The following is a 26014-nucleotide window of genomic DNA, read 5'->3' as shown; positions in this document are numbered from 1 at the left end:
CGATGTTTTACGCCGCTTCCTGGCCCAGCACGCGCGTGCGCAGGGCCGCCACGTCGGCCTGCCAGTCGGCGAAATGCTCGCTGTCCTGCCACAGCTGGCGCAGTTCCGACGACTCGGCCGTGATGCGCTCGAAGGCCAGGCGCGCTTTTTCCAGCAGCGGCGGCGTGACCTTCTTCTTGCAGGCGGCCACCCATTCGTCCACTTCGGCCGTGGCCGGGTCATCCTCGCCCTGCTTGCCCTGCAGGCGCGCGATCACTTCCAGCGCGGCCAGCGCTTCGGCGGCGAACGGCGCTTCCAGTTCCGCTTCCTGGCTGTCGATGACGTTGTCGAGCGTCGTCTCGACCAGTTCCAGGGTTTTATATTCGTGCAAATCCTGCGCCCAATCCATGGCGTAGTCGTTGCCGAAGGCGTCAGTGGCCCAAGTGCCCATAGTGTGTCCTTGTTGCGTGTGTGGTTGATGGCGCTATTGTGGCATGTGGGTCAGACGTTGCGGTGCTCCGGTTAAGTTGTTGGGTGTTGTCGGGTTACGCCCTGCGGGCTAACCCGACCTACCCCGACCTACGCGGTTTATTTTTGGTCCGCGTAGGGATCGCTGATGCCGAGCTTGGCGAGGATGTCCGTTTCCAGGCCTTCCATCTCGGTGGCTTCCTCGTCATCCATGTGGTCGTAGCCTTGCGCATGCAGCACGCCGTGGACGATCAAATGGGCCGTGTGCTCTTCCACGCTCTTCTTCTGTTCCGCCGCTTCCTTTTCCAGCACGTCCGTGCACAGGATGATGTCGGCGCGCGTCGGTTCGTCGTCGCCCAGTTCTTCGCCTTCATTGTAGGCAAACGTCAGCACGTTGGTGGCGTAGTCCTTTTCGCGGTAGTCGCGGTTCAGGGTGCGGCCTTCTTCCGCGTCGACGAAGCGGATCGTGAATTCGGCTGGCGCGAACAGGGCCGCCTTGACCCAGCGGCGCACTTTCGGGCGCGTGATCAGGGCTTCCAGGCGGGTGTCCGGGTATTGCACGGACAGGGACAGTTTATTTTTTTCGGACATTTTTGGCGGCGGCTGGTTTCAATAAGGAGGGCAGGTGGGCGGCGTCGGCATTTGCCGCCTGCGCCGTTTCATAGGCATCGACGATGCGCGCGACGAGCGGATGGCGCACCACGTCGGTGCTGTTAAATTGCGTGAAGCCGATGCCGCGCACGTCTTTCAACACGTGCACGGCGTCGATCAAGCCGCTCGTCTGGCTCTTGTGCAGGTCGACTTGCGTCACGTCGCCCGTCACCACGGCCTTGCTGCCAAAGCCGATGCGCGTCAAAAACATCTTCATCTGTTCGACGGTGGTGTTTTGCGCTTCATCGAGGATGACGAAGGCGTGGTTCAAGGTGCGTCCGCGCATATAGGCCAGCGGGGCGATCTCGATCACCTGTTTTTCAAATAGCTTCTGCGTGCGGTCAAAACCCAGCAAATCGTACAGCGCGTCGTACAGGGGACGCAGATACGGGTCGACCTTTTGCGCCAGGTCGCCCGGCAAGAAGCCCAGGCGCTCGCCCGCTTCGACGGCGGGGCGCGTCAAAATGATGCGCTTGACGGCATCGCGTTCGAGCGCGTCGACGGCGCAGGCGACGGCCAGATAGGTTTTGCCCGTGCCGGCAGGACCGACGCCGAAGCTGATGTCGTGTTCAAGGATGTCGCGCAGGTAGGCGATCTGGTGCGGCGTGCGCCCGCGCAGGTCGGAGCGCCGCGTTTTCAGCACGGGGCTGGCGATGTCCGGCTCGACGAAGGTGCTGGCGGGCGCGTTGGCATGGTGTTCGGAGGCGGCGGACAGGCCTGCGCGCTGTTCCACCAGGGCCAGCTGCACTTCTTCGAGCGGCACGACCTTGTTGGCGATGGCGTAGAACTGTTCGAGGATTTCCACGGCGCGTTCGGCATTGCTGCCGCCGACGATGAATTTCTCGCCGCGGCGGAAAATCGTCACGTCGAGGGCAGCGGAAATCTGGCGCAGGTTTTCATCGAGCGGTCCGCACAGGTGCGCCAGGCGCGTGTTATCGAGCGGCTCGGGGATGAAGTAATGCGGCTGTATCGGGGCTTTGGTTTTCAACTGGCTCTTTTCAATGCGGGTGCGCTGGCGACCAATTCGCCGCGCAGGGTGTAGGAATGGCTTTCGGTGATGCGCACGTCGACCAGCTGGCCGACCAGCTGCAGCGCGTCCGGGCCGGCGTCGAAGTTGACCACGCGGTTGTTCTCCGTGCGGCCTTGCAGTTCACTGTCATCGGTGTCCTTTTTGGAACGGCCTTCGACGAGGATGGTTTGCACGGTGCCCACCATGGCCAGGCTGTACTTGCGCGTGTTGGCGTCGATGGCCGCCTGCAGCTGCTGCAAACGGGCCAGTTTCACTTCATGCGGCGTGTCGTCTTCCAGGCTGGCGGCCGGCGTGCCGGGGCGCTTGCTGAAGATGAAGCTGTAGCTGTTGTCAAAGCCGACGTCCGCGATCAGCTTCATCATGGCGTCGAAGTCGGCTTGTGTCTCGCCGGGGAAACCGACGATGAAGTCGGACGAAATGGCCATGTTCGGGCGCACGGCGCGGATGCGGCGGATGATGGACTTGTATTCGAGGCCCGTGTAGCCGCGCTTCATGGCGCCCAGCACCTTGTCGGAGCCATGCTGCGCGGGCAGATATAAATGGTCGACCAGCTGCGGGATCTTCGCGTAGGCGTCGATCAGGCGCTGCGTGAATTCCTTCGGGTGGCTGGTGACGAAGCGCATGCGTTCGATGCCGGGAATGTCAGCCACGTATTCGAGCAGCAGGGCGAAGTCGGCGATCTCGCCGCCTTCCATCGCGCCCCGGTAGGCGTTCACGTTTTGCCCCAGCAGCGTGATTTCCTTGACGCCCTGGGCGGCCAGGCCCGCCACTTCCGTCAGCACGTCCTCGAAGCGGCGCGACACTTCCTCGCCGCGCGTGTAGGGCACGACGCAGTAGCTGCAGTATTTGCTGCAGCCTTCCATGATGGAGACGAACGCCGAGGCGCCTTCCACCTTGGCCGGCGGCATGTGGTCGAACTTTTCGATTTCCGGGAAGCTGATGTCCACTTGCGCATCGCCGCTGGCGCGGCGCAACTCGATCATCTGCGGCAGGCGGTGCAGCGTTTGCGGGCCGAAGACCATGTCGACATACGGCGCGCGCTTGACGATGGCGTCGCCTTCCTGCGACGCCACGCAGCCACCCACGCCGATCAACAGGTGCGGCTTGGCCAGTTTCAGCTCGCGCAGACGACCCAGGTCGGAAAACACTTTTTCCTGCGCCTTTTCGCGTACGGAGCAGGTATTGAGCAGGATCACATCGGCATCTTCCGGCGTGTCGGTGCGTACCAGGCCATCGGAGGCGCCCAGCACGTCGGCCATCTTGTCCGAGTCGTACTCGTTCATCTGGCAGCCGAAGGTTTTAATGAATACTTTTTTCTGCATGGAGTCAGGCGCTTATCGGTAAATGTGGCTGCAAATAAGTGTGGCGGAAAATAAGCTGGGCAGGCGGCTTGTGCCGTGCGCCGCTCGGGGCGGGAGGCGGTGGATGGCCGGCCGGGCGCCTCTGGCTGCCCGGTGGCAGGCTCGCTGCAAGTTCAGGCCATAGTTTAGCGTAAATCGCGGGCACGGGCCATGTCGTGCTGACCTTGCCGACAAGGTTGCCGCTTGTATATGCCGCCATGTGTCTTGATGCTCAAAAGCATTTATTGCCGTACGTCACCATTGATTTGTAACAAGTTGCTGCAAAGCCTTGTGTGCGCCCGCTGGCATCCTAATGTGTTGAAATAGCATCGTTGCCAAGCCAACCAGCAGCTTGATTGATATTTAACAATCAGGAAGTTTGCGCGAGGCGCAGATGCCGCGTGTTTGGGCTAGTATATTGTCTTATATGCAATTCATTTTGGTGGATTGCAGTGCTTTTTACTCACGCGGCAAGTTGCGTACGTTAGCTGGGCGTGGCTGTGCGAGTCCTGTGCGGGCAGTGCGATAAGGAGGAAGGGCGGGGGAAGGCTGAATCAGTGGGAAAGACGTTTATTTAAACACTCTAAGCCAGCCTTAAGTTCGTATCGGCATTATTTTCTACATTCACCAGACGAGGAAAAATCATGGCACATCATGCATTAGCATCGCAAGAGAGTTACAACCCGAACCACCTGCTGGATATTCTGCTGAGCAAGATGCAGCTGAAGAACGATGCAGCCCTGTCGCGTCTGCTTGAGGTGGCGCCACCGGTCATCAGCAAGATCCGCCACCACCGCTTGCCGGTTGGCGCTTCGCTGCTGATCCGCATGCACGAAGTAACGGGCATGAGCATCCGCGACCTGCGCGACTTGATGGGCGACCGCCGCACCAAGTATCGTCTGTCCGACGCCCAGGGCCGTCCAAAAGCGGAAGACCGCGGCGATGCGCAAGAATCGAATTACGCGCACTGATGTGGCGGTTGTACGCTGACTGTGCCGCTTGCGTAGCTGCTGGCGGCAACAGGCTGGCGTGGACCGGGCAGCATGGACCGACCGTAGTACCCCTAACGGCTTTCGCTTCGCAGCGAGAGCCGTTTGCGTTTGCGGCGTTGTGAGGACATTGCTTAGCTCAGCAGTGCCGAGGTGATTTCATCGTAGCGCAGCTCCGTTTCGCGGAACAGCTGCAGATACGCGTCTTCGCTCAGGCCCAGCGCATCCCAGGCCACCGGCGATACGCGCGGCACCATGTCGTCGCCCGCCTGCGCCAGGTCGAGCGCGCAAACAACCGCATTGGCCACGTGGATCAGCGACGCGAGAAAGCCTGCCCCCGGCGTTTCCGGCTGCAGGTAGTTGCCCAGCGCCAAGCGCATGGTGTCGGAAAAATTCCAGTGTTCGGCCAGGGCCACGCCCGCCTGCACGTGGTCCACGCCCAGCACGGCCTGCTCCGCTTCGAGCAGGCTGCAATCGTGCGCGGCCTGGTGGGCGATGGCTTGCGCGTAGTGCGCGGGAAAGCTGCTGACCAGCACCAGGCGGCCGATGTTGTGCAGCAAGCCGGCCGTGAACGCGTAATCCTGGTTGAAACGGATCTGCCGCGCCAGCACCTTGGCGCAGGCGGCCGTCGCCACCGAATGACGCCAGAAGGCCTTGTCGTCGAAACCGGGGCAGCGCCCCTCCGGGAAGCAACCGGTGATGGCGGCCGACGTGATCAGGCTGCGCGTCGTCTGGAAGCCCAGGTAGGTGATCGCCTGCTGGATGGTGGTGGCCTTCACTTGCAAGCCATAGTGGGACGAGTTGGCCAGACGCAGGGTTTTCGCCGTCAATGCCTGGTCGTACGACACTTTTTTGGCCAGCACGGAAATATCGACGTCTTCCTGGTCGATGCTGTTGAGCAGTTCCATGACGACGGCGGGCAGCGAAGGCAGGTCATCGAGGTGGGCGACGATATCGTCGAGCGTCAGCTGCGTGCTCATGCGGCCTCTCCCGTGCCCAGGCGGTAAGCCGTGACATAGCTGCGCAGCAAGGTGGTGGCCGCGTCCAAGGGATCGTCGGGATCATGCTTGCGGAACAGGTAGGCCAGCCGTTCGCTGTCGGCCGCCTGCTGCGCGGCGATTGCTTCCGGAGTAGGGGGCGGCGCTTGGATGGGCAGCATGTCGATGTTGTGGCGGGGCATCAGGGCCAGCATGTTTTCCGTCAATACCGCGCCTTGCGGCAACAGCACTTGTCCATGCGCATCGAGCAAGACATCCGACAAGATCATGCCGGGACGAACTTGTTCCAGGGGTAGATGTTGATGCGTGACCGCCATGACGACTCCTTAGATGATTGCGGGATATTACCATTGCCATGCCGCAATGTCTCAACCTGCATCAAAGTCTCTATCGAAAGTGGGAATACTGTAAATCTTGCCAATAAGCATGTCATACCGTACATTTGATTCAGGCCCTTGTATTGCCGACGTATCTACGCCCGCGCCGCGGGCCGGCGGCTGGCCTGGCCCGGGGAGTGTTGATTGATGGCGAGTATCCAAGTCCGGCTGACCCTGCTTTTTGTCGTGATCGTCACCTTGGTGCTGGGCATTTCCGGCAGCTATACCCAATATACACTGAGCCAGGAACTCGAATCGGGCAGCGCGCGCTTGCGTAGCGGCGTGCTCACGCGCTTGCAGACCAGCTTGCCTTCGGCACTGTGGGACCTCGACAAATCCAAGGTCGACAGCATCGTCGCGGCTGAAATGCTGCCGCCGGAACTGGTTGGCATCCGCGTCTACGACGCCTCGGTCGGCCTGTTCGCGGGCGAGGTGCGCGACGCGGGCGGTACCCTGGTACCTTTGAGCGCCGACATGGCCATGGGCGGCACGCCCGTCGAGGCGCCGCTGGTGTTTCGCGACGCCGTGGCGGCGGCCACGGGCGGCAAGCCGGTGATCGTCGGCAAGGTCATCGTCAATTTCAGCCGTGCGCAGATCGATGCGGCCCTGCATGCCGAAGTGCGGCGCAAGGTGCTGGAAGTGTTGCTGCTTGACATCATCCTCGTGGGCGCTCTGGCGCTGAGCCTGCGCATCGTCTTCGAGCCACTGAAACAGTTGCGCGACGGCTTGTTCGACTTGGCCACGCGCGGCAGCGATGACGTTGAAGAGCTGCCGGAAAACCGGCGCGACGAATTGGGCGACGTGATCCGCGGTTTCAATGCCGTGCAGCGCAAGCTCAAGTCCATCATCGAAGGCAGCCGCGAGGCGGAAGACATGGCGCGCCGCTCCCAGCAGGCAACGGCGCAGGCCATGGACGAGCTGCGCCGCGCGCAGGAATCGTTGCTGCAATCGGAACGCCTGGCTTCGCTGGGCAGCCTGGTGGCCGGCGTGGCGCATGAAATCAACACCCCGGTCGGCATCGCCCTGACCAGCGCCTCGGTGCTGAAGGAAGCCACCGATGACATCAGCGCAGCCGTGGCCGGCGGCAGCGTGAAGAAGACCGACATCGTGCGCTACCTGGAAACGGCCGGCGAAAGCGCGCGGCTGATCATGAACAATGCCTACCGCGCCGCGCACCTGATCCACAGCTTCAAACAGATCGCCGTCGACCAGGTCAGCGAGGCGCGCCGTTTGTTCGAATTGCGCGACTATATCGGCGAGGTGATTTCGAGCCTGCAGCCGACCCTGAAAAAGACGCGCATCAGCATCGATATCGATTGCCCGCCCGACATCATGCTCGACAGCTATCCGGGCGCATTGGCGCAGGTGCTGACCAACCTGGTGTTGAACTGCGTCGAGCATGCGTTTGATGCGGACATGGCCGGCAACATCCATATCGGCGTGCGCCGCGATGGCGACGCGATCGTCATGCAGGTACGCGACAACGGCCGCGGCATCGCGCCCGACATGCTCGACCGCGTGTTCGATCCGTTTGTCACCACGCGGCGCGGGCAGGGCGGCACGGGACTGGGCTTGAATATCGTGTTCAACTTGATTGCCAAGCAATTTGGCGGCACCATCACGGTCAGCAGCACCTTGGGGCAGGGTGCGACGTTCCTGCTGCGCCTGCCCACGGTGACGCCGTTGCCGGAAAGCACCAACAGCCAGGCATAGGCAAGGAGACAGCATGGCACAAATAGAAAACAGTCAGCAAGTGGCGCTGTTGCGCGGGATTAATGTGGGCCGCGCCAAGCGCGTGGCCATGGCCGACCTGCGCAAGCTGCTGGGCGACCTGGGGTTTGCGCAAGTGCGCACGGTACTCAACAGTGGCAACGTCGTGTATGACGGCGGCAAGGTAGCGCCGGCCGAGGCCGCCTCCCGCATCGAGGAAGCACTGGTGCTGAAACTGGGCGTGGCAGCCAGGGTGACGGTGCTGTCGGCCAGCCAGTTTGCCGAGCTGGTCGAACAAAACACCCTGGCGCCGGCGGCCGATGCGGCCCGCTTGCTGACCCTGGTGCTGAACAATCCGGCCGACGTCAAGCGCCTGGCGCCGCTTTTGCAGCAGTCGTGGCAGCCTGAAGCGCTGGCGCTGGGGCGCTGGGCCGCATATGCGTGGTGTCCCGATGGCGTGCTGGCCAGCAAGGTGGTGGCGGCGCTGGGCGTGCTGCTGGGCGACGGCGTCACGTCGCGCAACTGGGCCACCATGCAAAAACTGAATGCGCTGCTGAGCGGACCCGATGCGGCAGCCACCTCTTCATTTTCCAAGGAGCACTGATGCCTTCCATTACCGGTACCTTTGACGTCACCATTACCCCGGAAACCTTGTCGGACACGGCCGCGCAATCGGGGCTGGGACGCTTGTCGCTCGACAAAAGCTACCACGGCGCCCTCGAGGCCAGCGCGCAGGGCGAGATGCTGAGCGCGCGCGCCAGCGTGACGGGCTCGGCAGGCTATGTGGCATTGGAACGGGTGGAAGGCAGCCTGGACGGGCGCCGCGGCAGTTTTTATTTGCAGCACAGCGGCACGATGACGCGCGGCGCGCCCGCCTTGTCGGTGACGGTGGTGCCCGATACGGGAACGGAGCAGTTGCAAGGACTCAGGGGCAGCCTGGCCATCCGCATCGAGGACGGCAAGCATTATTATGATTTTACGTATGACATTGTTGAGGCGCAATGAACTGGGATATCGTCAAGGGTGTCCTGATCGTGCTTGTCGCCATCAGCGTGGTGGTGACGGCCTTCGTGCTCATTTCCGCCTCGGGCCCGGACAAGGCGGGCTGCATCGCGCGCGCCCTGAAGTCGGGCATTCCGGTGGGGAACATCGAACGGGTTTGCCGCCTGCTGGACAAATAATGGCGCCATAACAAAACATTCCGCACCAGGCGGAATGTTCTTCAGCAGCAGCTTGCCAGTGCAGGCGCCGTCAGTTATCGAATTTTTCCTGTTTTTCGCCGTGCAGGCTCAAGGCCACCAAGCCCAATCCCACCAGCAACATCGAGTACATGCTCGCTTCAGGCACGGGGGCCGGCACGTTGGCTTGCTGTGCGGGTGCGGCCGTCATGGGCCTCGGTGGCGCCAGGGCCACATGGCGCGCGCCACTGGTGCTCCAGTGCGGTGCCGCCGTCGCGCTGCTGCTGGCCAGCAGGCGTGCATACGGCAAGTCCGGCGTTTCCCAGCCGGGATTATTATTCAAGCTGATGCTTTCATCGATCGTCACGCGTTCGCCGGCTTCCTGCAGCTTGCCGGCTGTCGTGTCGCTGACTGCCGCCATGCTCCATGTGCTGGCCGACAGCGCCAGCAAGGCCATGCATAGCGACTGATAGATTCTCATCGTGCTCTCCCTGTTGTTCACCGTGCGGCGCAGCCGAAACCGGTTAGCGCATGGACGGACAATTCGCCCGTACGGGGGCGTATCATGGTTTTTCTGCTGTTCTCCCATTACAGCATAGATCGTGACAATTTTGATACGCTTATTTCCTCTTTATTACGAATATTTGTCATTTTGATAGCGTAAACATGATCGCTGCCGCACACTTTGCATAAGGATGCTATCGACGAAAAAACACTGTTGTTTTTTTGCGCGAATCGCCAGCACGAAAACAATATATTGATTAGTATATTGTTTATCGCACGCTATTCAACATGACCGCCTGTGGGAGGGCAAGATGGAGACAGTCGCAACACAACACGCCGAATACAACCTCGACGCCATGCGTGGCTCGGCCTACAAGGCCAGCTCGCTGCTCAAGGCCATGGGCAATGCCGACCGTTTGATGCTGCTGTGTCAGCTATCGCAGGGTGAGCATTGCGTCAGCGACCTCGAGCAAAAAGTGGGCATCGGCCAGCCGTCCCTGTCGCAGCAGCTGGGCGTGCTGCGCGAAGAGATGCTGGTGGCCACGCGGCGCGACGGCAAGCAGATTTATTACCGCGTCGCCAGCGCGCCCGTGCTGGCCGTGCTGCAAGTGCTGTACGCGCAATTTTGCGCGCCGCGCCCCCCGTTCAACGACGAAGCGGACTGAACCCTGCCATGACCATAGACTGGCAGCACTTCACGCCGTGGGCCTCGCTGGCCGGCGGCATGCTGATCGGCCTGGCGGCTGCGCTATTGATCCTGTTCAATGGCCGCATCGCCGGCATCAGCGGCATCGTCGGCGGCTTGCTGCGTCCGCGCAGTGGCGACCTCGGCTGGCGCATCGCCTTTCTTGCCGGCCTGATCGGCACACCCTTGCTGTACCCGTTGTGGCAAGCCTTGCCGCCCGTGCAGATCGACGCGGGCACGCCCGCCCTGATCGTGGCGGGCTTGCTGGTGGGCGTGGGCGTGCGCTATGGCGCCGGCTGCACCAGCGGCCACGGCGTGTGCGGGCTGTCGCGCCTGTCCCCGCGTTCGCTGGCGGCCACCTGTGCCTTCATGGCGGCTGGTTTCCTCACCGTCTATCTGTTGCGCCACGTATGAACAAACTGATTCTTTCCCTGTTGAGCGGCCTCGTCTTTGGCCTGGGCCTGATCGTCTCCGGCATGTCCAACCCGGCCAAGGTACTCGCTTTCCTCGACCTGGCCGGCGCCTGGGATCCATCCTTGGCGCTGGTGATGGGCGGCGCCATCGGCGTGGCCTTGCCGGCCTTCTGGCTGGCGCGGCGGCGCAGCAAGTCGCTGCTGGGCGAACCCATGCAGTTGCCGGCATCGCGGCGCATCGACCGGCGCTTGCTGCTGGGTAGCCTGGCCTTTGGTGCGGGCTGGGGTATCGCCGGTTTCTGTCCCGGTCCCGCCCTCGTGTCGCTGCTGGCGGGCCAGCCGAAAGCGTGGATGTTTGCCGGCGCCATGCTGGCCGGCATGGCCGTGTTTGAAGTGCTGGAGCGCCGCAAGCTGCCCGCGCCGGCCTGAGACGGTACAATCTGGCGCATCGCCACTTTGGATACCGCTTACATGAAGACCCAGATTTTCCGTGCCGGCGCGCGCGCCACCCTGCTGTGCAGCGTGCTGGCGCTGGCCGCCTGCGGCAGCCTGCTGAAGAAGGAAGCCCCGCCCGCTCCCGCGCCCGTGGCTGACGCCTTGCCCAATCCGCAAGTGCTGCTGCTCGGTGAAGTGCCTGACAATGCGCAAGGCCACCGCCTGCGCGTCGCAGAATTGCAGCGCCGCCTGGCGGCCGGCTGGCGTCCCGTGATTGTCATGGAGCAGTTCGACCGCGAAAACCAGGCCTTGCTGACGCGCGCCGCGCGCGAATGCGCCGACCCCGATTGCATCATCCGCGTGATGGAACAGCCGCGCTGGGACTGGAGCGTGTACCGTCCCGTGCTGGACCTCGTCATCAGCTACCAGCTGACCCTGGTCGCCGGCAATTTGTCGCCGGCCGATGCCTCGCGCATCGTGCGCGACGGCATCCAGTGGTCGATGCCGTCCGCCATGGTGGCCACGTACCTGGCCGCGCCCGTGCCGGTCGATATCCTGGAAGGGCAAAAAAAGGAAGTCCAGGCGGCCCGCTGCAATATGCTGCCCGACATGATGGTGGGTGGCGTCGTCAACGCCCAGGTGGCGCGCGATATCTGGATGGCCAAGCTGATCCGCGACCAGGCGCCGCGCGACGTGGTACTGATCGCCGGCAATGAGCATGTGCGCAAGGATATCGGTGTGCCCCGCTGGCTGAAGCTGGCCGACCCGCAACTGAACGTGCGCAGCATCGGCTACCTGGAGCAGGGTGGCAGCGGCTACAAGGGCACGTTCGACCTGACGCAAACAATGCCGGCGCAGCCGCGCCGGGATCCTTGCGCCAAGTTCAAGAAATAAGGTTCAAGAAATAAGCCTACTGCTGCACCCGCACCAGGGCGCTGACCCGGCTTGCCGTATCGAGCAGTTTCGGCAAGCTGTGTTCCAGCAGATGCGCCACGGACGGCCCCGCCGTCTGGCCGCTGACGTTGATCGCCGCCACCACCTTGCCGGCCCGGTCGAACACGGGCGCGGCCAGGGCGATCAAGCCCTGTTCCAGCTCTTCCTGTACCAGGCACCAGCCCTGGCGCCGCACTTGCGCAATCTCTTCCATCAAGACGTCGATATCGACCTTGGTCGCCGGCGTGATTTTCAGCAGCGCCATCTTCGACAGCCGTTCGCGCAGCACGTCGGGCGCCAGGCCCGACAGTAAAACCCGTCCCATCGAGGTGCAGTAGGCGGGCAGGCGGCTGCCGATGCCCAGGTTGATCGACATGGTGCGGTGCGCGGACAGGCGCACGACATACACGATGTCGTCGCCGTCGAGCACGGTGGCCGAGCACGACTGGCGCAAGGTCTGCATCAATTCTTCCAGCAGCGGCTGCGCCTGCGCCCACACGGGCAAGGATGACAGATAGGCGTAGCCGAGGTCGAGCACCTTCGGCGTCAAACGGAACAGCCGCCCATCCGCTTCCACGTAACCGAGATGCAGCAAGGTGTGCAGGATGCGCCGCGCGCCCGCGCGCGTCAGCTGCGCCCGTTCCGCCACTTCGCTCAGGGTCTGTTGCGGCGCGTCCGCGCCAAAGCTGCGCAGCACGGCCAGGCCCCGCGCGAACGATTGCACATAGCTGTCGCCGGGACGCGGCGCGCCGTCGGCATCGGCGGTTTCTTCGGCGGAAAGGGAGGTGCTGCTGCGTGCGGTCATGGCAATTCCAATTGATCAAGGTGGCAATTATAGCCATGGCGCTGGCGAAAACGGCAAATTGACAAGCGCCCCGATCAGGCATATTCTCACGAATAAGTTCTAAATACGAATATTTGTTCGTTATGCGAACAAGTAGCAGATGGATTTGATTGGGAGGAGACCGCAATGATCGACAAACTGCGTTCCAGCGTGCTTGATGCGCTGGCCGATATCCACGATGGCGCCACCGTCATGATTGGCGGCTTTGGCGGCGCGGGCCAGCCGGCCGAGCTGATCGACGGCTTGATCGCCCAGGGCGCGCGCGACCTCGTCATCGTCAACAACAATGCGGGCAATGGCGACACGGGCCTGGCGGCCCTGCTGAAAAACGGGCAAGTGCGCAAGATCATCTGCTCGTTCCCCCGCCAGGCCGATTCGCACGTCTTCGACGCCCTGTACCGCGCGGGCAAGCTGGAACTGGAACTGGTGCCGCAGGGGAATCTGGCCGAGCGCATCCGCGCCGCCGGCGCCGGCATCGGCGGCTTTTTCACGCCTACCGGTTATGGCACGGACTTGGCCAAGGGCAAGGAAACGCGCGAGATCGATAGCCGCATGTATGTGTTCGAGTCGCCGATCCACGCCGATTTCGCGCTGATCAAGGCGGAGCAGGGCGACCGCTGGGGCAACCTGACTTACCGCAAGACGGCGCGCAACTTCGGCCCGATCATGGCCATGGCCGCCAAGGTCAGCATTGCTTCCGTGCATGAAGTTGCTGAGCTGGGCAGCATCGATCCCGAGCACGTCATCACGCCGGGCCTGTTCGTGCAGCGCATCGTGCAAGTGCCGCGCACGGCCACCGGCCCCGCCGGCTTCAAAGCTGCCTGAGGAGTATCAAATGAACAAATGGAATCGAGACCAGATGGCGGCCCGCGTGGCGGCCGACATCCATGAAGGCAGTGTCGTCAACCTCGGTATCGGCTTGCCGACCCTGGTGGCGAACCACTTGCCGGCTGGCGCGGACATCATCCTGCACAGCGAAAACGGTGTGATCGGCATGGGCCCCGCGCCCGCGCCCGGCGAGGAAGACTACGACCTGATCAACGCGGGCAAGCAACCCGTCACCCTGCTGCCCGGCGGCAGCTATTTCCACCATGCCGACAGCTTTGCCATGATGCGCGGCGGCCACCTCGACATTTGCGTGCTGGGCGCGTTTCAAGTATCCGCCACGGGCGACCTGGCCAACTGGCACACGGGCGCGCCGGACGCCATTCCCGCCGTGGGCGGGGCCATGGACCTGGCCATCGGCGCGAAAAAAACCTGGGTCATGATGGAATTGCTGACCAAGACCGGTGAAAGCAAGCTGGTGCAGGCCTGCACTTATCCGCTCACGGGTATCGGCTGCGTCAGCCGCATCTACAGCGATCTGGCCGTGCTCGACCTGGGGCCAAATGGCGCCAAGGTCGTCGAACTGGTCGATGGCTTGAGTTTTGAACAGCTGCAAGCGTTGACGGCCGTGCCGCTGACGGACGGACGTTAATTCAGTATCAATACGCAAACCACTTTCTTGGAGGAAAGAACATGACCCACGCTTATATCTGCGATGCCCAGCGTACGCCCTTCGGCCGCTATGGCGGCGGACTTGCCGGCGTGCGCGCCGACGACCTGGGCGCCGTGCCCATCCGTGCCTTGATGGCGCGTAATCCGGACGTGGACTGGACCGCCGTTACCGACGTGCTGTACGGCTGCGCCAACCAGGCGGGCGAGGACAACCGCAACGTGGCGCGCATGGCCGCCCTGCTGGCGGGCTTGCCCGACAGCGTGCCGGGCGCGACCCTGAACCGCCTGTGCGGTTCGGGCCTGGACGCCATCGGCAGCGCCGCCCGCTTCATCAAGAGCGGCGAAGCGGGTTTGCTGATCGCAGGCGGCGTGGAAAGCATGAGCCGCGCGCCATTCGTCATGGGCAAGGCCGACAGCGCCTTTTCACGCGGCATGAAAATGGAAGACACGACCATCGGCTGGCGCTTCATCAATCCCTTGATGAAGGCGCAGTACGGTGTCGATTCGATGCCGGAAACGGCGGAAAACGTGGCGTCCGACTTCGGTATCAGCCGCGCGGACCAGGATGCGTTCGCGCTGGCCAGCCAGGTCAAGGCGCTGGCGGCGCAGCAGGCGGGCGTGTTCGACAGTGAAATCTGTCCCGTCAGCATCGCGCAAAAGAAAGGCGAGCCCATCGTCGTTGCCCGCGACGAGCACCCGCGCGCCACCACGCTGGACACCCTGGCCAAATTGAAACCCGTCGTGCGCGCCGATGGCACGATTACGGCTGGCAACGCATCGGGCGTCAACGATGGCGCGGCGGCCCTGCTGCTGGCCGACGAGGCGAACGCGGCCCGCTTTGGCCTGACGCCGCGCGCCAGGGTCGTGGCCATGGCGACGGCTGGCGTGGCGCCGCGCATCATGGGCATCGGCCCCGCGCCCGCCACCTTGAAAGTGCTGGCCATGACGGGTTTGACCCTGGCCGACTTCGACGTCATCGAACTGAACGAAGCGTTTGCCGCGCAAGGCCTGGCCGTGCTGCGCCAGCTGGGCTTGCCTGACGACGACGCGCGCGTCAATCCGAACGGCGGTGCGATCGCCCTCGGTCACCCGCTGGGCGCCTCCGGCGCGCGCCTGGCCATGACGGCCGTCAACCAGCTGCACCGCACGGGCGGGCGCTATGCGCTGTGCACCATGTGCATCGGCGTGGGCCAAGGCATCGCGCTGGTGCTGGAACGCGTCTGATTCCACGCGCCCGCAGGCGAAAAATAGTTGCCGGCGCTACGTATTAACCCGTATGCCGGGCGGCTTTTTGACCCCGATCAAGGGCGTATGATGCAAAACCAGCCCGGGCAACCGGGCTGGCGTTGGCTTTTTCACACGAACAAGAAGACTGATATGACATCCCACGATACTCCGCATGACGTTGCGCAGCTGACTTCCCAGCAGCGCATCAAGGCCATCATTGGCGCTTCCTCCGGTAACTTGGTCGAATGGTTCGACTTCTACATTTACTCGTTCTGCGCGCTGTACTTCTCGCACGCGTTCTTCCCTTCCGGTAACCCGACGACGCAGCTGCTGCAGACGGCTGGCATCTTCGCCGCCGGCTTCCTCATGCGCCCGGTGGGCGGCTGGCTGTTCGGCCGCATCGCCGACAAATACGGCCGCCGCCAGTCGATGATGATTTCCGTGCTGATGATGTGCGGCGGTTCCCTGATGATCGCCGTGCTGCCGACCTATGAAACCATCGGCGCCTTCGCTCCCTTCCTGCTGCTCGTGGCACGCTTGTTCCAGGGCCTGTCCGTGGGCGGCGAATACGGTACCAGCGCCACCTACATGAGCGAAGTGTCGGAATCGGGCAAGCGCGGTTTCTTCGCCTCGTTCCAGTACGTGACCCTGATCGGCGGCCAGCTGCTGGCCTTGCTGGTGCTGGTGGTCTTGCAGCAACTGCTGACCCTGGAAGAGCTGCGTGCCTGGGGCTGGCGCATCCCGTTCGTCTTTGGCGCCCTGGCGGCTCTCGTGTCGCTGAACCTGCGTAAATCGCTGACGGAAACGACTACCGCCAGCGAGCGCAAGGACAAGGATGCGGGCAGCTTGCGCGGCTTGCTCAAGCACAAGCGCGCCTTCATCACGGTGCTGGGCTTTACGGCCGGCGGCTCGCTCGTGTTCTACACGTTTACCACCTACATGCAGAAATACCTGGTCAACACTGCCGGCATGGATACCAAGACGGCCAGCGCCGTCATGACCTGCGCTCTGCTCGTCTACATGATTCTGCAACCGGTGTTCGGCGCCTTGTCCGACCGCATCGGCCGCCGTACCTCGATGCTGTTCTTCGGCGGCCTGGCCACCCTGTGCGTGCTGCCGATCATGCATGCCCTGAAAGACATCACCAGCCCGTACGCGGCGTTTGGCCTGATCGTCATCGCGTTGGCCATCATCAGTTTCTACACGTCGATCAGCGGCTTGATCAAGGCGGAAATGTTCCCCGTCGAAGTGCGCGCGCTGGGCGTGGGCCTGTCGTATGCGGTCGCCAACGCCATGTTCGGCGGTTCGGCCGAATACGTGGCACTGCAGTTCAAGGCTTGGCACGTGGAAGAGTATTTCTACTGGTACGTGACCATCATGTGCCTGATTTCCTTTATCGTCGCCATCCGCATGCCGGACCCGAGCCGCTCGGGGCTGCTGAAGTAAGCTTGTCGTAAAATGGGGGACACTGCGGTGTCCCTTTTTCATCACCGCTTTTTTATCGTGCCGATCAGGAGTTTTCATGTCGTATGTCATTCCCGCACCGATCCAGCCCAGCGTTCCCGTCACGGGCAGCGCCGACAGCTTTCCCGTCCACCGCATCTATTGCGTGGGCCGCAACTACGTCGACCACGCCAAGGAAATGGGCCACACGGGCCGCGAGGCGCCGTTTTTCTTCATGAAACCAAACGATGCCGTGCTGCCCGTGCCTGCCGGCACGACGGGTGAACTGCCGTACCCGGCGCAGACGCAGGATTTCCAGCACGAGATGGAACTGGTGGTGGCCATCGGCAAGGGCGGCAGCGATATCGGCGTGGCCGACGCGCTGAGCCACGTGTGGGGCTATGCGATCGGCCTGGACATGACGCGCCGCGACGTGCAGGGCGCAGCGAAAAAACTGGGCCGTCCGTGGGACACGGGCAAGGCCTTCGAGCACTCGGCGCCCATCGGTTCCATCACCCCGGCCGCGCAGGCGGGCGACATTGGCCATGCCGCCATCACCCTGCACGTGAACGGCGAGCTGCGCCAGGCGAGCACCATCGACATGCTGATCTGGAACGTGGCCGAAACCATCGCCGACCTGTCGACCTATTTCACCTTGCAGCCGGGCGATCTGATCTACACGGGTACGCCGGCCGGCGTGGCGGCCGTGCAGCGCGGCGACGAGCTGGTCGGCGCCATTGATGGCCTGGGCACTTTGCGCGTGAAAGTGGTCTAAGTTCTCAAGGAGACTGACATGATGAACGACACGTATTCCGTAGCGCAACCGACGCGCGCCGAGATCGACGCCTTGACCGGGCCGGCCCTGCTGGAATTCGGCACGGGCTGGTGCGGCCACTGCCGCGCCACCCAGGCGCCGCTGGCCGCCGCGTTTGCGCAGCACCCCGGGGTGCCGCATATCCGCGTGGAAGACGGCCCCGGCCGCGCGCTGGGACGCGCGTTCCGGGTGAAGCTGTGGCCGACCCTGGTTTTTTTGAAGGATGGCCAGGAAGTGGCGCGCCTCGTGCGCCCGCTCGACAGCGCGGAGATTGACAGGGCTTTTGCATTGATTGATGCGTAGGTCGKTTTCAGACCCGCCTTGTCTGTTGCCGGCAGTTGTGCACTACTTCTTGCCGCACCGCACCACTGCGCGTATCATAAGCCGCTTACAGCAAGATCAACCGCATCCTGAGTGATGCTGCGCGATCATCGCCGGCCCGCTCCACCCGGAGGGGCCGCAGGCAAGGATTCACCACAAATGACCGATGCCGCGATGCCGACGCGCGGGTCTGGTACGGAATGCCTGGCGATACGCCGGGCCTGATACACGTCGCCCACCCCCTGACGCCTTTCCTGCCGTGCCCCGGGTAACCGGATGGCGCACGACCGTTGTTTCTCTAAATCAGCACTGATCACGGCGCGATAGCGCGCGTTGGTACACCGTTGTCTGCCGTTAACAACGGCGTGTTACGGCGTGGAATTTGTTTGCGAATTTAATAGCAAATTCGCAGCAATTACGCCCGAGCACAGCTATGATATGTGAACCGCGCGCCTAGACAACGTGCTGTGCTGCTGCCTGAAAAAACATCCAGAGAATGGCCTTTAGACACCCTCCCCAAGGAGCGCAGTAAATGAGCACCCCCCCCAAGAAAAATTCCCCCGGCACGGTGCTGTTCGCCAGCCTGATCGGCACTACCATCGAGTTCTTCGACTTCTATATCTACGCCACCGCCGCCGTGCTGGTGTTCCCGAAACTGTTCTTCCCCGCCGGCGACCCGTCGGCCGCCGTGCTGCAGTCGCTGGCCACGTTCGCCATCGCCTTCTTCGCCCGCCCCATCGGTTCGGCCGTGTTCGGCCACTTCGGCGACCGCATCGGCCGCAAGGCGACTCTCGTGGCAGCCTTGCTGACCATGGGTATCTCCACCGTCATCATCGGCTTGCTGCCGACGTATGCCGCCATCGGCACCCTGGCGCCGCTGCTGCTGGCGCTGTGCCGTTTCGGCCAGGGCCTGGGCCTGGGCGGCGAGTGGGGCGGCGCGGTGCTGCTGGCCACGGAAAACGCGCCACCGGGCAAACGCGCCTGGTACGGCATGTTCCCGCAGCTGGGCGCGCCGATCGGCTTTTTCCTGTCGGGCGGCATCTTCCTGCTGCTGAGTGAAACCATGACCGATGAACAGTTCTTCAGCTACGGCTGGCGCATCCCGTTCCTGGCCAGCGCGCTGCTGGTCATCGTCGGCCTGTACGTGCGTCTGAAGATCACGGAAACGCCGGACTTCCAGAAAGTCATCGACAAGAACGAAGTCGTCAAACTGCCGGTCGCCACCGTGTTCCGCCAGCATGGCCGCATGCTGTTCCTGGGCACCATCATCGCCCTGGCCACTTTCGTGCTGTTCTATCTGATGACGGTGTTCGCGCTGAGCTGGGGCACGACCAAACTGGGCTTCACGCGCAAGGAATTCCTTATCGTGCAGCTGTTTGCCGTGCTGTTCTTCGCCCTGACGATTCCATTCTCGGCCGTGCTGGCCGACCGCCGCGGCCGCCGCGCGACCATGATCTGGGTTTCCGTCGCCATCGCCATCTTCGGCCTGGTGCTCGCGCCGATGTTCGGTTCGGGCGTGACCTGGGAAGTGACGCTCTTCATGGCCGTCGGCCTGGGCCTGATGGGCATGACCTACGGACCGCTGGGCACGATGTTGTCCGAGCTGTTCCCGCCCGAAGTGCGCTACACGGGCGCTTCGCTGACGTTCAACCTGGCTGGCATCCTCGGTGCCTCGCTGGCGCCGTACATCGCCACCTGGCTGGCCACCAACTACGGCTTGCAATACGTGGGCTACTACCTGTCGCTGGCGGCCGTGCTGACCCTGGGCGCGCTGCTGATGGTGGGCAAGCCGCGCGCGGGCAAGGAAGCCTGGCAGTAACTGCTTGCTACACGATGGTCGAAAGCCGCCAGTTGCATAGCTGGCGGCTTTTTTTGTGTCGGCGCCACGTGGCCGTAGCAGGCTTTCAGTCCCGCATAGTCGTAGAAGACGCTGCCGGGCGCGATGCGCGCGCCGTCGCAAGCGGCCTGGAACGGCGTTTCCTTTTCGTTGTACAGCAGGCGCACGATCAGCTGTCCTGCGCCGTTGCGGTACACATCCCACTGCATGTTGGCCGCCAGCGGCGAGATGCTCTGGCCGCGCCATCGAGGGCCGGCATGGCTGTCGCCGGCCGATGCCGGCAGCGGTGCCAGCGCCTCTTTCAAGCCCATGGCCGAAGCGAGCGGAATGATCATTTCGGCGTGCGTGAAGCGCAGCTTGGCCGCGTGGCGTAAATCCCCCTTGGCCAGTGCATCGACTTCCTTGAAAAAATCGTCGCGCAAGGCCAGCGCGAAGCGCCAGGTCACGCCGGGGCTGTTCGTGATGGCCGGCCCTTTCTGGTAAAAATCCTCGTGGTCGGCGATATAAGCGTAGTAGCGCGCATCCTCGGCGGGCATGTAGCGGCTGAAATCGGCCGGCGCTTCATGGCGCATGCCGGCGGCGATCGCATACAGTTCATATAGTTTTGTCGCGGCCGCATTCAGGCTGCGGATGACGGTCTTGCCGCTGCCCGTCATGGTGCGCGTGAGCTGGCCGTCCGCGCTGGTGAAGGTGTAGCTGCCCGTGTCCGCATAGCTGGCGGCGCCGCGCTCCAGCTGGTCGAGGAAGGCGGGTGCAAACAGCCGTTCGAGCACGTGGCGCGCATGCGCGGCCGCCGCAGGCAGTCTGGCGGGGGCATCCATCAGCGCATGCAGCTGCTTGGTTCTTTCGTAGTACTGGTAGGCCTGGCTGGCGGCATAGGTGGAGTAGTACTGGTTGGCGCGATCGGCGACAAGATCCGTCTGCGGCGCCAGCTTGTGCGCGTACAGCAGGAAACGGTTGACGCCATCCGCTTGCGGTACCGCCTTGCGCCCCTGCGGATACGGCGCCGGGGCGGGCGGCATGTAGAGCAAGGGCGCCAGCGCGGGCGCGTGCTCGAGCAGCGACTGCGTGAAAAAGCGGGCGCTGTCGCGCGCGCGATCCACGCCGGAATCGATGGTGACGAGCTGGCGCGGCGCCGTCGCCGCGTCCTGGCCCACTTGCGCAAACAGGGCGGGCAGGCGCGCCAGCATGCGCACGGCCAGTTGCCGGTGTTCCTCGATGCCCGTCTGCGACAGATTGCCGTAGCCGGGTTTCGCGATGCCGGCCACGCCATAACCAAGCAGCGCGTTGGCCTTCATCAGGGCCAGGATGTCGGGACCCAGTTCGCGCCCCAACGGCGTGAGCGCATCCTGCGCGGCGGCCTGCTGCCACATCGCATACAGAGCCGCGTCGTTCTTCATGCCGGTCAATCCGCGCGACCCGTGGCGCGCCACCAGTTGCGTGTAGATGGGCTGGAAGCCGGCCGGCGGCGCGGCATAGGTGGCCGGGTCCTGCTGCGGCGCATATGGCGTCTTGGTCTGGTAATGGCCTTCGGTGGCCAGGGAGGGGCTGGCGTGCAGGGCAAGGGCCAGCGCAATGCTGGACAGGGGTAGCAGTAAGGGCATGGTTTTTTCGTGGTGAATATTTCTCGTACGCCAGCCTAGCACTGAACGAAAAAAAGCGGAAAAAAAGGCGGGCACGGCTGAATGCCGGCCCGCCTGTGCCGTCAGCGCAGCGCGTCAGCCTACCACTTCGGCGTGTACTTCAGGGTCAGCTGCACGTTGCGCGGGTCGCCGAAGTGGTTATTGCCGCCCGTGTCGTTATACGACGGGATCACGTAGCGCTTGTCGAACAGGTTGTTGACGTTGACGGCCAGTGACAGCTGCGGCGTGGCTTGCCAGGCCAGGCGCGCGTTCCACAGCGAGAAGCCGGCCACGTCGAACGAGCGGCCGAAGTCCAGCGTGTGGCTTTGCATGTTCACGCCGGCGCCGACGCTGAACTTGCTCCACTCGCCGGGCAGGGTATAGCCGGACCACAGGCGCAGCATGTGCTTCGGCGTCCACGTCGAAAAGACCTCGCCCTTGTTGTCCGGGTCGTCGAGGTAGGTCGTCGTCGTGTAGGCATAGCCGGCCGACAGTTGCAGGCCGCGCGCCACTTCGCCCGACACTTCCGCTTCCAGGCCCTGGCTGCGCACCTTGCCCGAGGCGCGCGAGCAGTACCAGCCTTCGCAGGCGAAACCGGCGGCGTAGTCGTTGACGGCGCGGTCCTTGTGCTCGTAGCGGAAGACGGCCAGCGAGGTGTTGACTTTGCCGTCCAGCAGCTCGCCCTTGACACCGGCTTCATAGCTGTCGCCCGTGACCGGTTTCAGGACCTGGCCCGCCGCGTTGCGGTTCGTCTGCGGCTGGAACACGCCCGCATAGCTGGCGTAGGTGGACCATTGCGGCGTCAGCGCATACATCAGGGCCACCGATGGCGTGAACTTGGCCGTGACCCTGGTGTTGTCCGCCGTGCCGCCCTTGGGGGCATACTCGAAGTCATACCAGCTGAAACGCCCGCCCAGCAGCGCTTTCAGGTTGCTGGTCAGCTGGCCATTCCAGGTGCCGTACAGGCCTTTCTGGCGCATGTCGTAGGTGCTGCTGGAGCTCACGCCGCGCGCGGCGATGGTGTCGAAGTCCTGCCATGGGCGGTGATGGTCGATATTGAAGATTTGTGCGCCTTGCGTCCAGGCGCGCGCATAGCGGTCGTCGGAGTGGAACTTCACATAGCTGGCGCCCACGACGACTTCCTGCGCGATGCCCAGGCCATCGAATTTGCCGCGCACGAAGGCGTCGATGCCGCGCTTCTGGTTCTTGAAATCGGTGGAGAAGTCGCCGTACATGGAGCCGCTGCCATCGGCCTTGATGGTGCCGGCCATGCGCTGGTGGGTCGAATTGGTGCGTTCATTGACGCCCAGCGCGGCCGTCTTGAAGACCCACCGGCTGTTGAAGTGGTGCTCGAGGTCCAGGTTGACGGTGGTTTGTTCCACCTTGCTGCGGTTCCAGTCGGCGCCGGTATAGGTCGAGCGGGGCAATCCCAGTTCACTGCCGTCGGCGTAGCGTGCCAGGCCGATGAACATCGGGCGGCCGCGCCCATTGACGTTGCTTACGGCCAGGCCCACGGTGGTGGCGGGACCGAGGTCGTAGTCGAGCGCCGCATACACGGTGCGGTTCTTGCTCCAGACCTGGTCGATGAAGGAGTGGCTGTCGTCTTCATCGATGATGGCGCGCCCACGCAAAGTACCTTCCGCATTCAGCGGCGTGCTGACGTCGAGCTGCGCGCCGTAATGGTCCCACGAACCGGCGCGGCCCGTGAGCGCAACCTGGCGCGTGGCCAGCGGGCGCTTGCGCACCAGGTTGACGGAGCCGCCCGGGCTGCCCGTGCCTTCGAGCAGGCTCGATGCGCCGCGCAGCACTTCCAGGCGGTCGTAGATGACCATGTTTTCCTGGCCCCAGTTACCCAGCGCATAGGTGTTGCGGTCGATAGGCACGCCGTCGTACTGCCACTGGTCGATCTGGAAGCCGCGCGAGGTGATCACCACGCCCGCGCCCACGCCATGCACGCCCACTACGCCGGTGACGTTGTTGACGGCTTCGCGCAAGTCCGTGATGCCCTGGTCGTCCAGGCGCTGGCGCGTCAGCACGCTGACCGATTGCGGCATGTCCTTCATCGATTGTTCGCCCTTGCCGAGGGTGATCTTGCGCGCCGTGTAGGAGCCGCTGCCTTCCGTGGTGGCGCCTTGCTCGGTCTGGCCGACGATGGTAATCGAGGGCATGGTGCGCTCGGCCGCCGAGGCGGCGCTTGCCGCTGCCGTGGGGGCGGATGCCGGCGCGGCCACCAGCACATAGCCGGTCGCCGTCTTGCCGATGGCGTAGCCGCTGCCGCGCAGCAGCACGGCAAAGCCGTCGTCGATGGCATAGCTGCCCTGCAGGCCGGCCGTCTGCAGTCCCTGTACCTTGGCTGCGTCGATGACGATGGATACGCCCGCCTGCTGCGCATAGCGGTTCAGGGCGCCTGCCAGCGGACCGGCGGGGATGGCGTAGCTGGCGGTGGCAAGGCTGGCCTGCGCCTGGGCGGCTGCCTGGACGTGCATGCCGGCGCCAGCCAGCAGCAGGGCGGCCAGGGCCAGGGGATGCAGCCGCGTGCGCAGCGCGCGCGGCGAGGAAACGGTAAGGATACGAGCGGACATGGTGACAGCCTTTTTTGATTGATCTCAGCTGCCTTGACGCACGAGATGCGCAAAGTGGAACCGCGAATGCAAAAAATATTTACTTTTTGGCGGGGGCGTCGACCATCACCAGGTAGCGCGTCAGCATGCGGATGCGCAGCTGGGGGAAATTGTCGATCAGCAGCTGCAGCGCCTTGTCCGTGTCGTCCAGCGGCAGCACGGCCGCCACGCGGATGCCGGCGATCTGCGCGCGGTCGTAATGCAGCTGGCCGGGGCGGTGGCGGGCCAGCTCGTCGAGCACGTCGGCCAGCGGCAAGTCGTCGACCACCAGCTGGTGCGCGCGCCATGCTTGCTGCACGCTGGCCGCATCGATGCTGGTCAGTGGCCCGACGCCATCGTCCGTGATGCGCGTGCGCTGGCCTGCCTGCACCACGACGGCCCGATGCTGTGGCACCTGCGCCGATACTGCCGATTCGAGCATGCTGAGGATGGTGGCGCCATCTTCCCTGCGCACGGCAAAACGCGTGCCCAGCGCGCGGATCGCCGCCTGCTTGCTGTCGACGATGAAGGGGCGCTGCGCATCCTTGGCCACGTCGACGAGGATGTCGCCACGCACCAGTTCCACATGCCGTTCACCCGCATTGAAGCGCACGTTGACGGCGCTGCCGCCGGCCAGAGTCAGGCGGCTGCCGTCGGCCAGGGTGTACGTCTGCCATTGCCCCGTGGGGCTGCGCAGGTCGGCCAGCAGGTAGGCGGGACGTTCGCCAAGGACCAGCGCGCCGGTCAGCACCAGCATGGCCACGGCGCTGGCGGCGGCCAGCTGGCGCAGACGCTGGCGCTTGGGCGCGATGGCGGCCAGGGCGGCGCGCGCGGGGCGATGGTCGCCGCCGGCCGGCTCGCGCACGGCATGCAATTGGCGCAGCAGGTTTTCCATGCCGGCGGCCACTGTCGCGTGCAGCGGATCGGCCGCCTTCCACGCGGCGAAGCCGGCCCGCGCCATGTCGCGCTCGGCCGGGTCGTCCGCGCTCAACCGCACGATCCAGCGGGCAGCCTGCTCGGCGGCGATATCGGTGCGCGTGCCGCTCATGCCGCCATGGCCGGGCAGGCGTGGCGGCAGGCCAGCAAGGCTTGCACCAGGTATTTTTGCACCATGCGCGTGGAGACGTTCAGCTGCGCGGCGACGGCGGCCTGCGGCTGCTCTTCCAGGTAGTGCAGCAAAAAGGCGTCGCGCGCCTTGGCGGATATTCCGTCCAGCGCCGTGGCGATCTGCCCGAGCGCCTGCACGGCCATCAGGATTTCGTCCGGCGAGGGTGCGCCGGGCAGGCTGTCGGCCAGCAGGGCCAGTTCCGCCAGATAGCTGCGCTCGAGTACTTGCCGGCGCGCGCGGTCGAGCAGCAAGCGCTTCGCCGTCGTCGACAGATAGGCACGCGGCTCGCGCATGCCGAACAGCGCGTCGCGCGAGGCGATGATGCGCACGAACGTATCTTGCGCCACGTCGGCCGCGCCATGTGGGCAGCTGAGTTTCTTGCGCAGCCAGCCGACCAGCCAGCCGTGATGCTCGCTGTAGAGCGACTGCACTTGCTGTTGCAGGCTGGGCTGGATGGCGGACATGGGTGATGAATAATATAAATGAGAATTATTCTCATTGTAAGCGGCAGAGGCGACTTGTCACAATCCCCGATTGCATGCGGATGGGGCAGGTGTTGCGCGCAGGCCGCATGCGCGGTGCTGCCGGAAATGAAAAAACCCGCCGCTGCACGGGGCAGGGGCGGGTTCTTCATACTGCAAATTCTTGGTGGTGATAGGTGGACTTGAACCACCGACCCCAGCATTATGAATGCTGTGCTCTAACCAACTGAGCTATATCACCAAACAGACCGGTCAGACCGGATGCTCGTTTTGACCAGGGGAAACCTGATCGATGTTCTTTGGTGGTGATAGGTGGACTTGAACCACCGACCCCAGCATTATGAATGCTGTGCTCTAACCAACTGAGCTATATCACCCAACAGCCGAGCATTATCCAGTCTTCCCAATTCCTTGTCAATGCCGGCGCAAAAAAATGTGCGGTTTTTTCACGCACCGGCGAAGGCATGATTATTTCAATAACGGCTGGATCTGCGCCAGCATGGACGAGGCCGGATCAGGGCTCAGGCAG

28 protein-coding genes and 2 tRNA genes are annotated in these 26014 nt (G+C 63.7%); 16 read left to right on the top strand and 14 right to left on the bottom strand.

Features of this window, described 5'->3' with window-relative positions; all coding sequences use genetic code 11:
- Window positions 1-7: 7 nt before the first annotated feature.
- The 4 genes from AC4BCN_RS25585 to miaB form a co-directional block, all read right to left on the bottom strand.
- Window positions 8-430 carry a DUF4259 domain-containing protein gene (locus AC4BCN_RS25585; RefSeq protein ID WP_490492055.1) on the bottom strand — a complete coding sequence of 141 codons (423 nt, stop codon included), beginning with the start codon at window positions 428-430 and terminating at the stop codon, window positions 8-10.
- 137 nt (window positions 431-567) lie between these two features.
- Window positions 568-1038, bottom strand: coding sequence for an rRNA maturation RNase YbeY (gene ybeY / locus AC4BCN_RS25580; protein ID WP_436479935.1), 471 nt, complete (start codon window positions 1036-1038; stop codon window positions 568-570).
- Window positions 1022-2086, bottom strand: a complete 1065-nt coding sequence (locus AC4BCN_RS25575; RefSeq protein WP_034746759.1) for a PhoH family protein — start codon at window positions 2084-2086, stop codon at window positions 1022-1024. Before AC4BCN_RS25575 ends, ybeY begins: the two co-directional genes overlap by 17 nt.
- On the bottom strand, window positions 2083-3450 hold the full coding sequence (gene miaB, locus AC4BCN_RS25570; protein WP_139091229.1) for a tRNA (N6-isopentenyl adenosine(37)-C2)-methylthiotransferase MiaB: 1368 nt from the start codon (window positions 3448-3450) through the stop codon (window positions 2083-2085). The genes AC4BCN_RS25575 and miaB overlap by 4 nt, the downstream gene beginning before the upstream one ends.
- A 662-nt stretch (window positions 3451-4112) precedes the next feature.
- On the opposite strand from miaB, the gene AC4BCN_RS25565 reads away from it, so the two are divergent.
- A complete protein-coding gene (locus tag AC4BCN_RS25565; protein ID WP_034746769.1) occupies window positions 4113-4439 on the top strand; it encodes a hypothetical protein in 327 nt (108 codons plus the stop codon).
- 152 nt (window positions 4440-4591) lie between these two features.
- Here AC4BCN_RS25565 and AC4BCN_RS25560 read toward each other — a convergent pair whose 3' ends face one another.
- The gene (locus tag AC4BCN_RS25560; RefSeq protein WP_490492054.1) at window positions 4592-5437 is read right to left on the bottom strand and encodes an HDOD domain-containing protein; all 846 of its coding nucleotides are present in this window, start codon (window positions 5435-5437) and stop codon (window positions 4592-4594) included.
- Window positions 5434-5772, bottom strand: a complete 339-nt coding sequence (locus AC4BCN_RS25555) for a hypothetical protein (protein ID WP_072455083.1) — start codon at window positions 5770-5772, stop codon at window positions 5434-5436. The genes AC4BCN_RS25560 and AC4BCN_RS25555 overlap by 4 nt, the downstream gene beginning before the upstream one ends.
- A gap of 207 nt (window positions 5773-5979) precedes the next feature.
- On the opposite strand from AC4BCN_RS25555, the gene AC4BCN_RS25550 reads away from it, so the two are divergent.
- Genes AC4BCN_RS25550 through AC4BCN_RS25535 form a run of 4 tightly spaced genes read left to right on the top strand, consistent with a single transcriptional unit; the run spans window position 5980 to window position 8723 of the window.
- Window positions 5980-7545, top strand: a complete 1566-nt coding sequence (locus tag AC4BCN_RS25550) for a sensor histidine kinase (protein WP_490492053.1) — start codon at window positions 5980-5982, stop codon at window positions 7543-7545.
- A gap of 13 nt (window positions 7546-7558) precedes the next feature.
- A complete protein-coding gene (locus AC4BCN_RS25545) occupies window positions 7559-8146 on the top strand; it encodes a DUF1697 domain-containing protein (RefSeq protein ID WP_490492052.1) in 588 nt (195 codons plus the stop codon).
- Window positions 8146-8547, top strand: a complete 402-nt coding sequence (locus tag AC4BCN_RS25540; protein ID WP_490492051.1) for a DUF3224 domain-containing protein — start codon at window positions 8146-8148, stop codon at window positions 8545-8547. The genes AC4BCN_RS25545 and AC4BCN_RS25540 overlap by 1 nt, the downstream gene beginning before the upstream one ends.
- On the top strand, window positions 8544-8723 hold the full coding sequence (locus tag AC4BCN_RS25535; RefSeq protein WP_034746783.1) for a hypothetical protein: 180 nt from the start codon (window positions 8544-8546) through the stop codon (window positions 8721-8723). The genes AC4BCN_RS25540 and AC4BCN_RS25535 overlap by 4 nt, the downstream gene beginning before the upstream one ends.
- A 70-nt stretch (window positions 8724-8793) precedes the next feature.
- Here the strand turns inward: AC4BCN_RS25535 and AC4BCN_RS25530 are convergent, their stop codons facing one another.
- Window positions 8794-9201 (bottom strand): PEP-CTERM sorting domain-containing protein, encoded by a 408-nt coding sequence (locus AC4BCN_RS25530; protein ID WP_128141959.1) that lies wholly within the window; start codon window positions 9199-9201, stop codon window positions 8794-8796.
- A gap of 334 nt (window positions 9202-9535) precedes the next feature.
- On the opposite strand from AC4BCN_RS25530, the gene AC4BCN_RS25525 reads away from it, so the two are divergent.
- From AC4BCN_RS25525 to AC4BCN_RS25510, 4 genes are read left to right on the top strand one after another with little or no spacing between them, the layout of a single operon-like run.
- Window positions 9536-9889, top strand: coding sequence for an ArsR/SmtB family transcription factor (locus AC4BCN_RS25525; protein WP_139091224.1), 354 nt, complete (start codon window positions 9536-9538; stop codon window positions 9887-9889).
- Between the two features lie 8 nt (window positions 9890-9897).
- Window positions 9898-10323: a YeeE/YedE family protein gene (locus AC4BCN_RS25520; protein WP_490492050.1), complete on the top strand. Its 426-nt coding sequence runs from the start codon at window positions 9898-9900 to the stop codon at window positions 10321-10323.
- Complete coding sequence (locus tag AC4BCN_RS25515; protein WP_485881389.1) at window positions 10320-10751, top strand: DUF6691 family protein; 432 nt, start codon at window positions 10320-10322, stop codon at window positions 10749-10751. Before AC4BCN_RS25520 ends, AC4BCN_RS25515 begins: the two co-directional genes overlap by 4 nt.
- Before the next feature lie 42 nt (window positions 10752-10793).
- The gene (locus AC4BCN_RS25510; protein ID WP_490492049.1) at window positions 10794-11651 is read left to right on the top strand and encodes a ChaN family lipoprotein; all 858 of its coding nucleotides are present in this window, start codon (window positions 10794-10796) and stop codon (window positions 11649-11651) included.
- 16 nt (window positions 11652-11667) lie between these two features.
- Here the strand turns inward: AC4BCN_RS25510 and AC4BCN_RS25505 are convergent, their stop codons facing one another.
- Complete coding sequence (locus AC4BCN_RS25505) at window positions 11668-12495, bottom strand: IclR family transcriptional regulator domain-containing protein (protein WP_490492048.1); 828 nt, start codon at window positions 12493-12495, stop codon at window positions 11668-11670.
- Window positions 12496-12660: 165 nt separating this feature from the next.
- Between AC4BCN_RS25505 and AC4BCN_RS25500 the strand changes: the two genes are divergently transcribed.
- From AC4BCN_RS25500 to AC4BCN_RS25470, 7 genes are all read left to right on the top strand, one after another.
- The gene (locus tag AC4BCN_RS25500; RefSeq protein WP_490492047.1) at window positions 12661-13359 is read left to right on the top strand and encodes a 3-oxoacid CoA-transferase subunit A; all 699 of its coding nucleotides are present in this window, start codon (window positions 12661-12663) and stop codon (window positions 13357-13359) included.
- A 10-nt stretch (window positions 13360-13369) separates the two neighbouring features.
- The gene (locus tag AC4BCN_RS25495) at window positions 13370-14011 is read left to right on the top strand and encodes a 3-oxoacid CoA-transferase subunit B (protein WP_456147680.1); all 642 of its coding nucleotides are present in this window, start codon (window positions 13370-13372) and stop codon (window positions 14009-14011) included.
- 41 nt (window positions 14012-14052) lie between these two features.
- Complete coding sequence (pcaF, locus tag AC4BCN_RS25490; protein ID WP_490492046.1) at window positions 14053-15255, top strand: 3-oxoadipyl-CoA thiolase; 1203 nt, start codon at window positions 14053-14055, stop codon at window positions 15253-15255.
- A gap of 153 nt (window positions 15256-15408) precedes the next feature.
- Entirely contained in the window at window positions 15409-16704 is a 1296-nt protein-coding gene (locus tag AC4BCN_RS25485) for an MFS family transporter (protein ID WP_128141967.1), read from the top strand.
- A 76-nt stretch (window positions 16705-16780) separates the two neighbouring features.
- Window positions 16781-17476, top strand: coding sequence for a fumarylacetoacetate hydrolase family protein (locus AC4BCN_RS25480; protein WP_139091217.1), 696 nt, complete (start codon window positions 16781-16783; stop codon window positions 17474-17476).
- A gap of 21 nt (window positions 17477-17497) precedes the next feature.
- A complete protein-coding gene (locus AC4BCN_RS25475; RefSeq protein ID WP_490493631.1) occupies window positions 17498-17818 on the top strand; it encodes a thioredoxin family protein in 321 nt (106 codons plus the stop codon).
- Window positions 17819-18368: 550 nt separating this feature from the next.
- The gene (locus AC4BCN_RS25470) at window positions 18369-19655 is read left to right on the top strand and encodes an MFS transporter (protein ID WP_139091215.1); all 1287 of its coding nucleotides are present in this window, start codon (window positions 18369-18371) and stop codon (window positions 19653-19655) included.
- Here the strand turns inward: AC4BCN_RS25470 and AC4BCN_RS25465 are convergent.
- From AC4BCN_RS25465 to AC4BCN_RS25440, 6 genes are all read right to left on the bottom strand, one after another.
- On the bottom strand, window positions 19571-21277 hold the full coding sequence (locus AC4BCN_RS25465) for a histidine-type phosphatase (RefSeq protein ID WP_490492045.1): 1707 nt from the start codon (window positions 21275-21277) through the stop codon (window positions 19571-19573). The two genes, AC4BCN_RS25470 and AC4BCN_RS25465, sit on opposite strands and share 85 nt — an antisense overlap.
- Window positions 21278-21396: 119 nt before the next feature.
- Entirely contained in the window at window positions 21397-23877 is a 2481-nt protein-coding gene (locus tag AC4BCN_RS25460) for a TonB-dependent siderophore receptor (RefSeq protein ID WP_490492044.1), read from the bottom strand.
- 79 nt (window positions 23878-23956) lie between these two features.
- Complete coding sequence (locus AC4BCN_RS25455; protein WP_490492043.1) at window positions 23957-24943, bottom strand: FecR family protein; 987 nt, start codon at window positions 24941-24943, stop codon at window positions 23957-23959.
- Window positions 24940-25467, bottom strand: a complete 528-nt coding sequence (locus AC4BCN_RS25450; protein ID WP_139091212.1) for a sigma-70 family RNA polymerase sigma factor — start codon at window positions 25465-25467, stop codon at window positions 24940-24942. The genes AC4BCN_RS25455 and AC4BCN_RS25450 overlap by 4 nt, the downstream gene beginning before the upstream one ends.
- Window positions 25468-25649: 182 nt before the next feature.
- Window positions 25650-25726, bottom strand: a tRNA-Met gene (locus AC4BCN_RS25445).
- 59 nt (window positions 25727-25785) lie between these two features.
- Window positions 25786-25862, bottom strand: a tRNA-Met gene (locus AC4BCN_RS25440).
- Between the last annotated feature and the right edge of the window lie 152 nt (window positions 25863-26014).

The sequence above is a fragment of the Janthinobacterium sp. Bl 1 genome, assembly GCF_058215535.1.
This window is presented reverse-complemented; position numbering and strand designations above follow the sequence as displayed.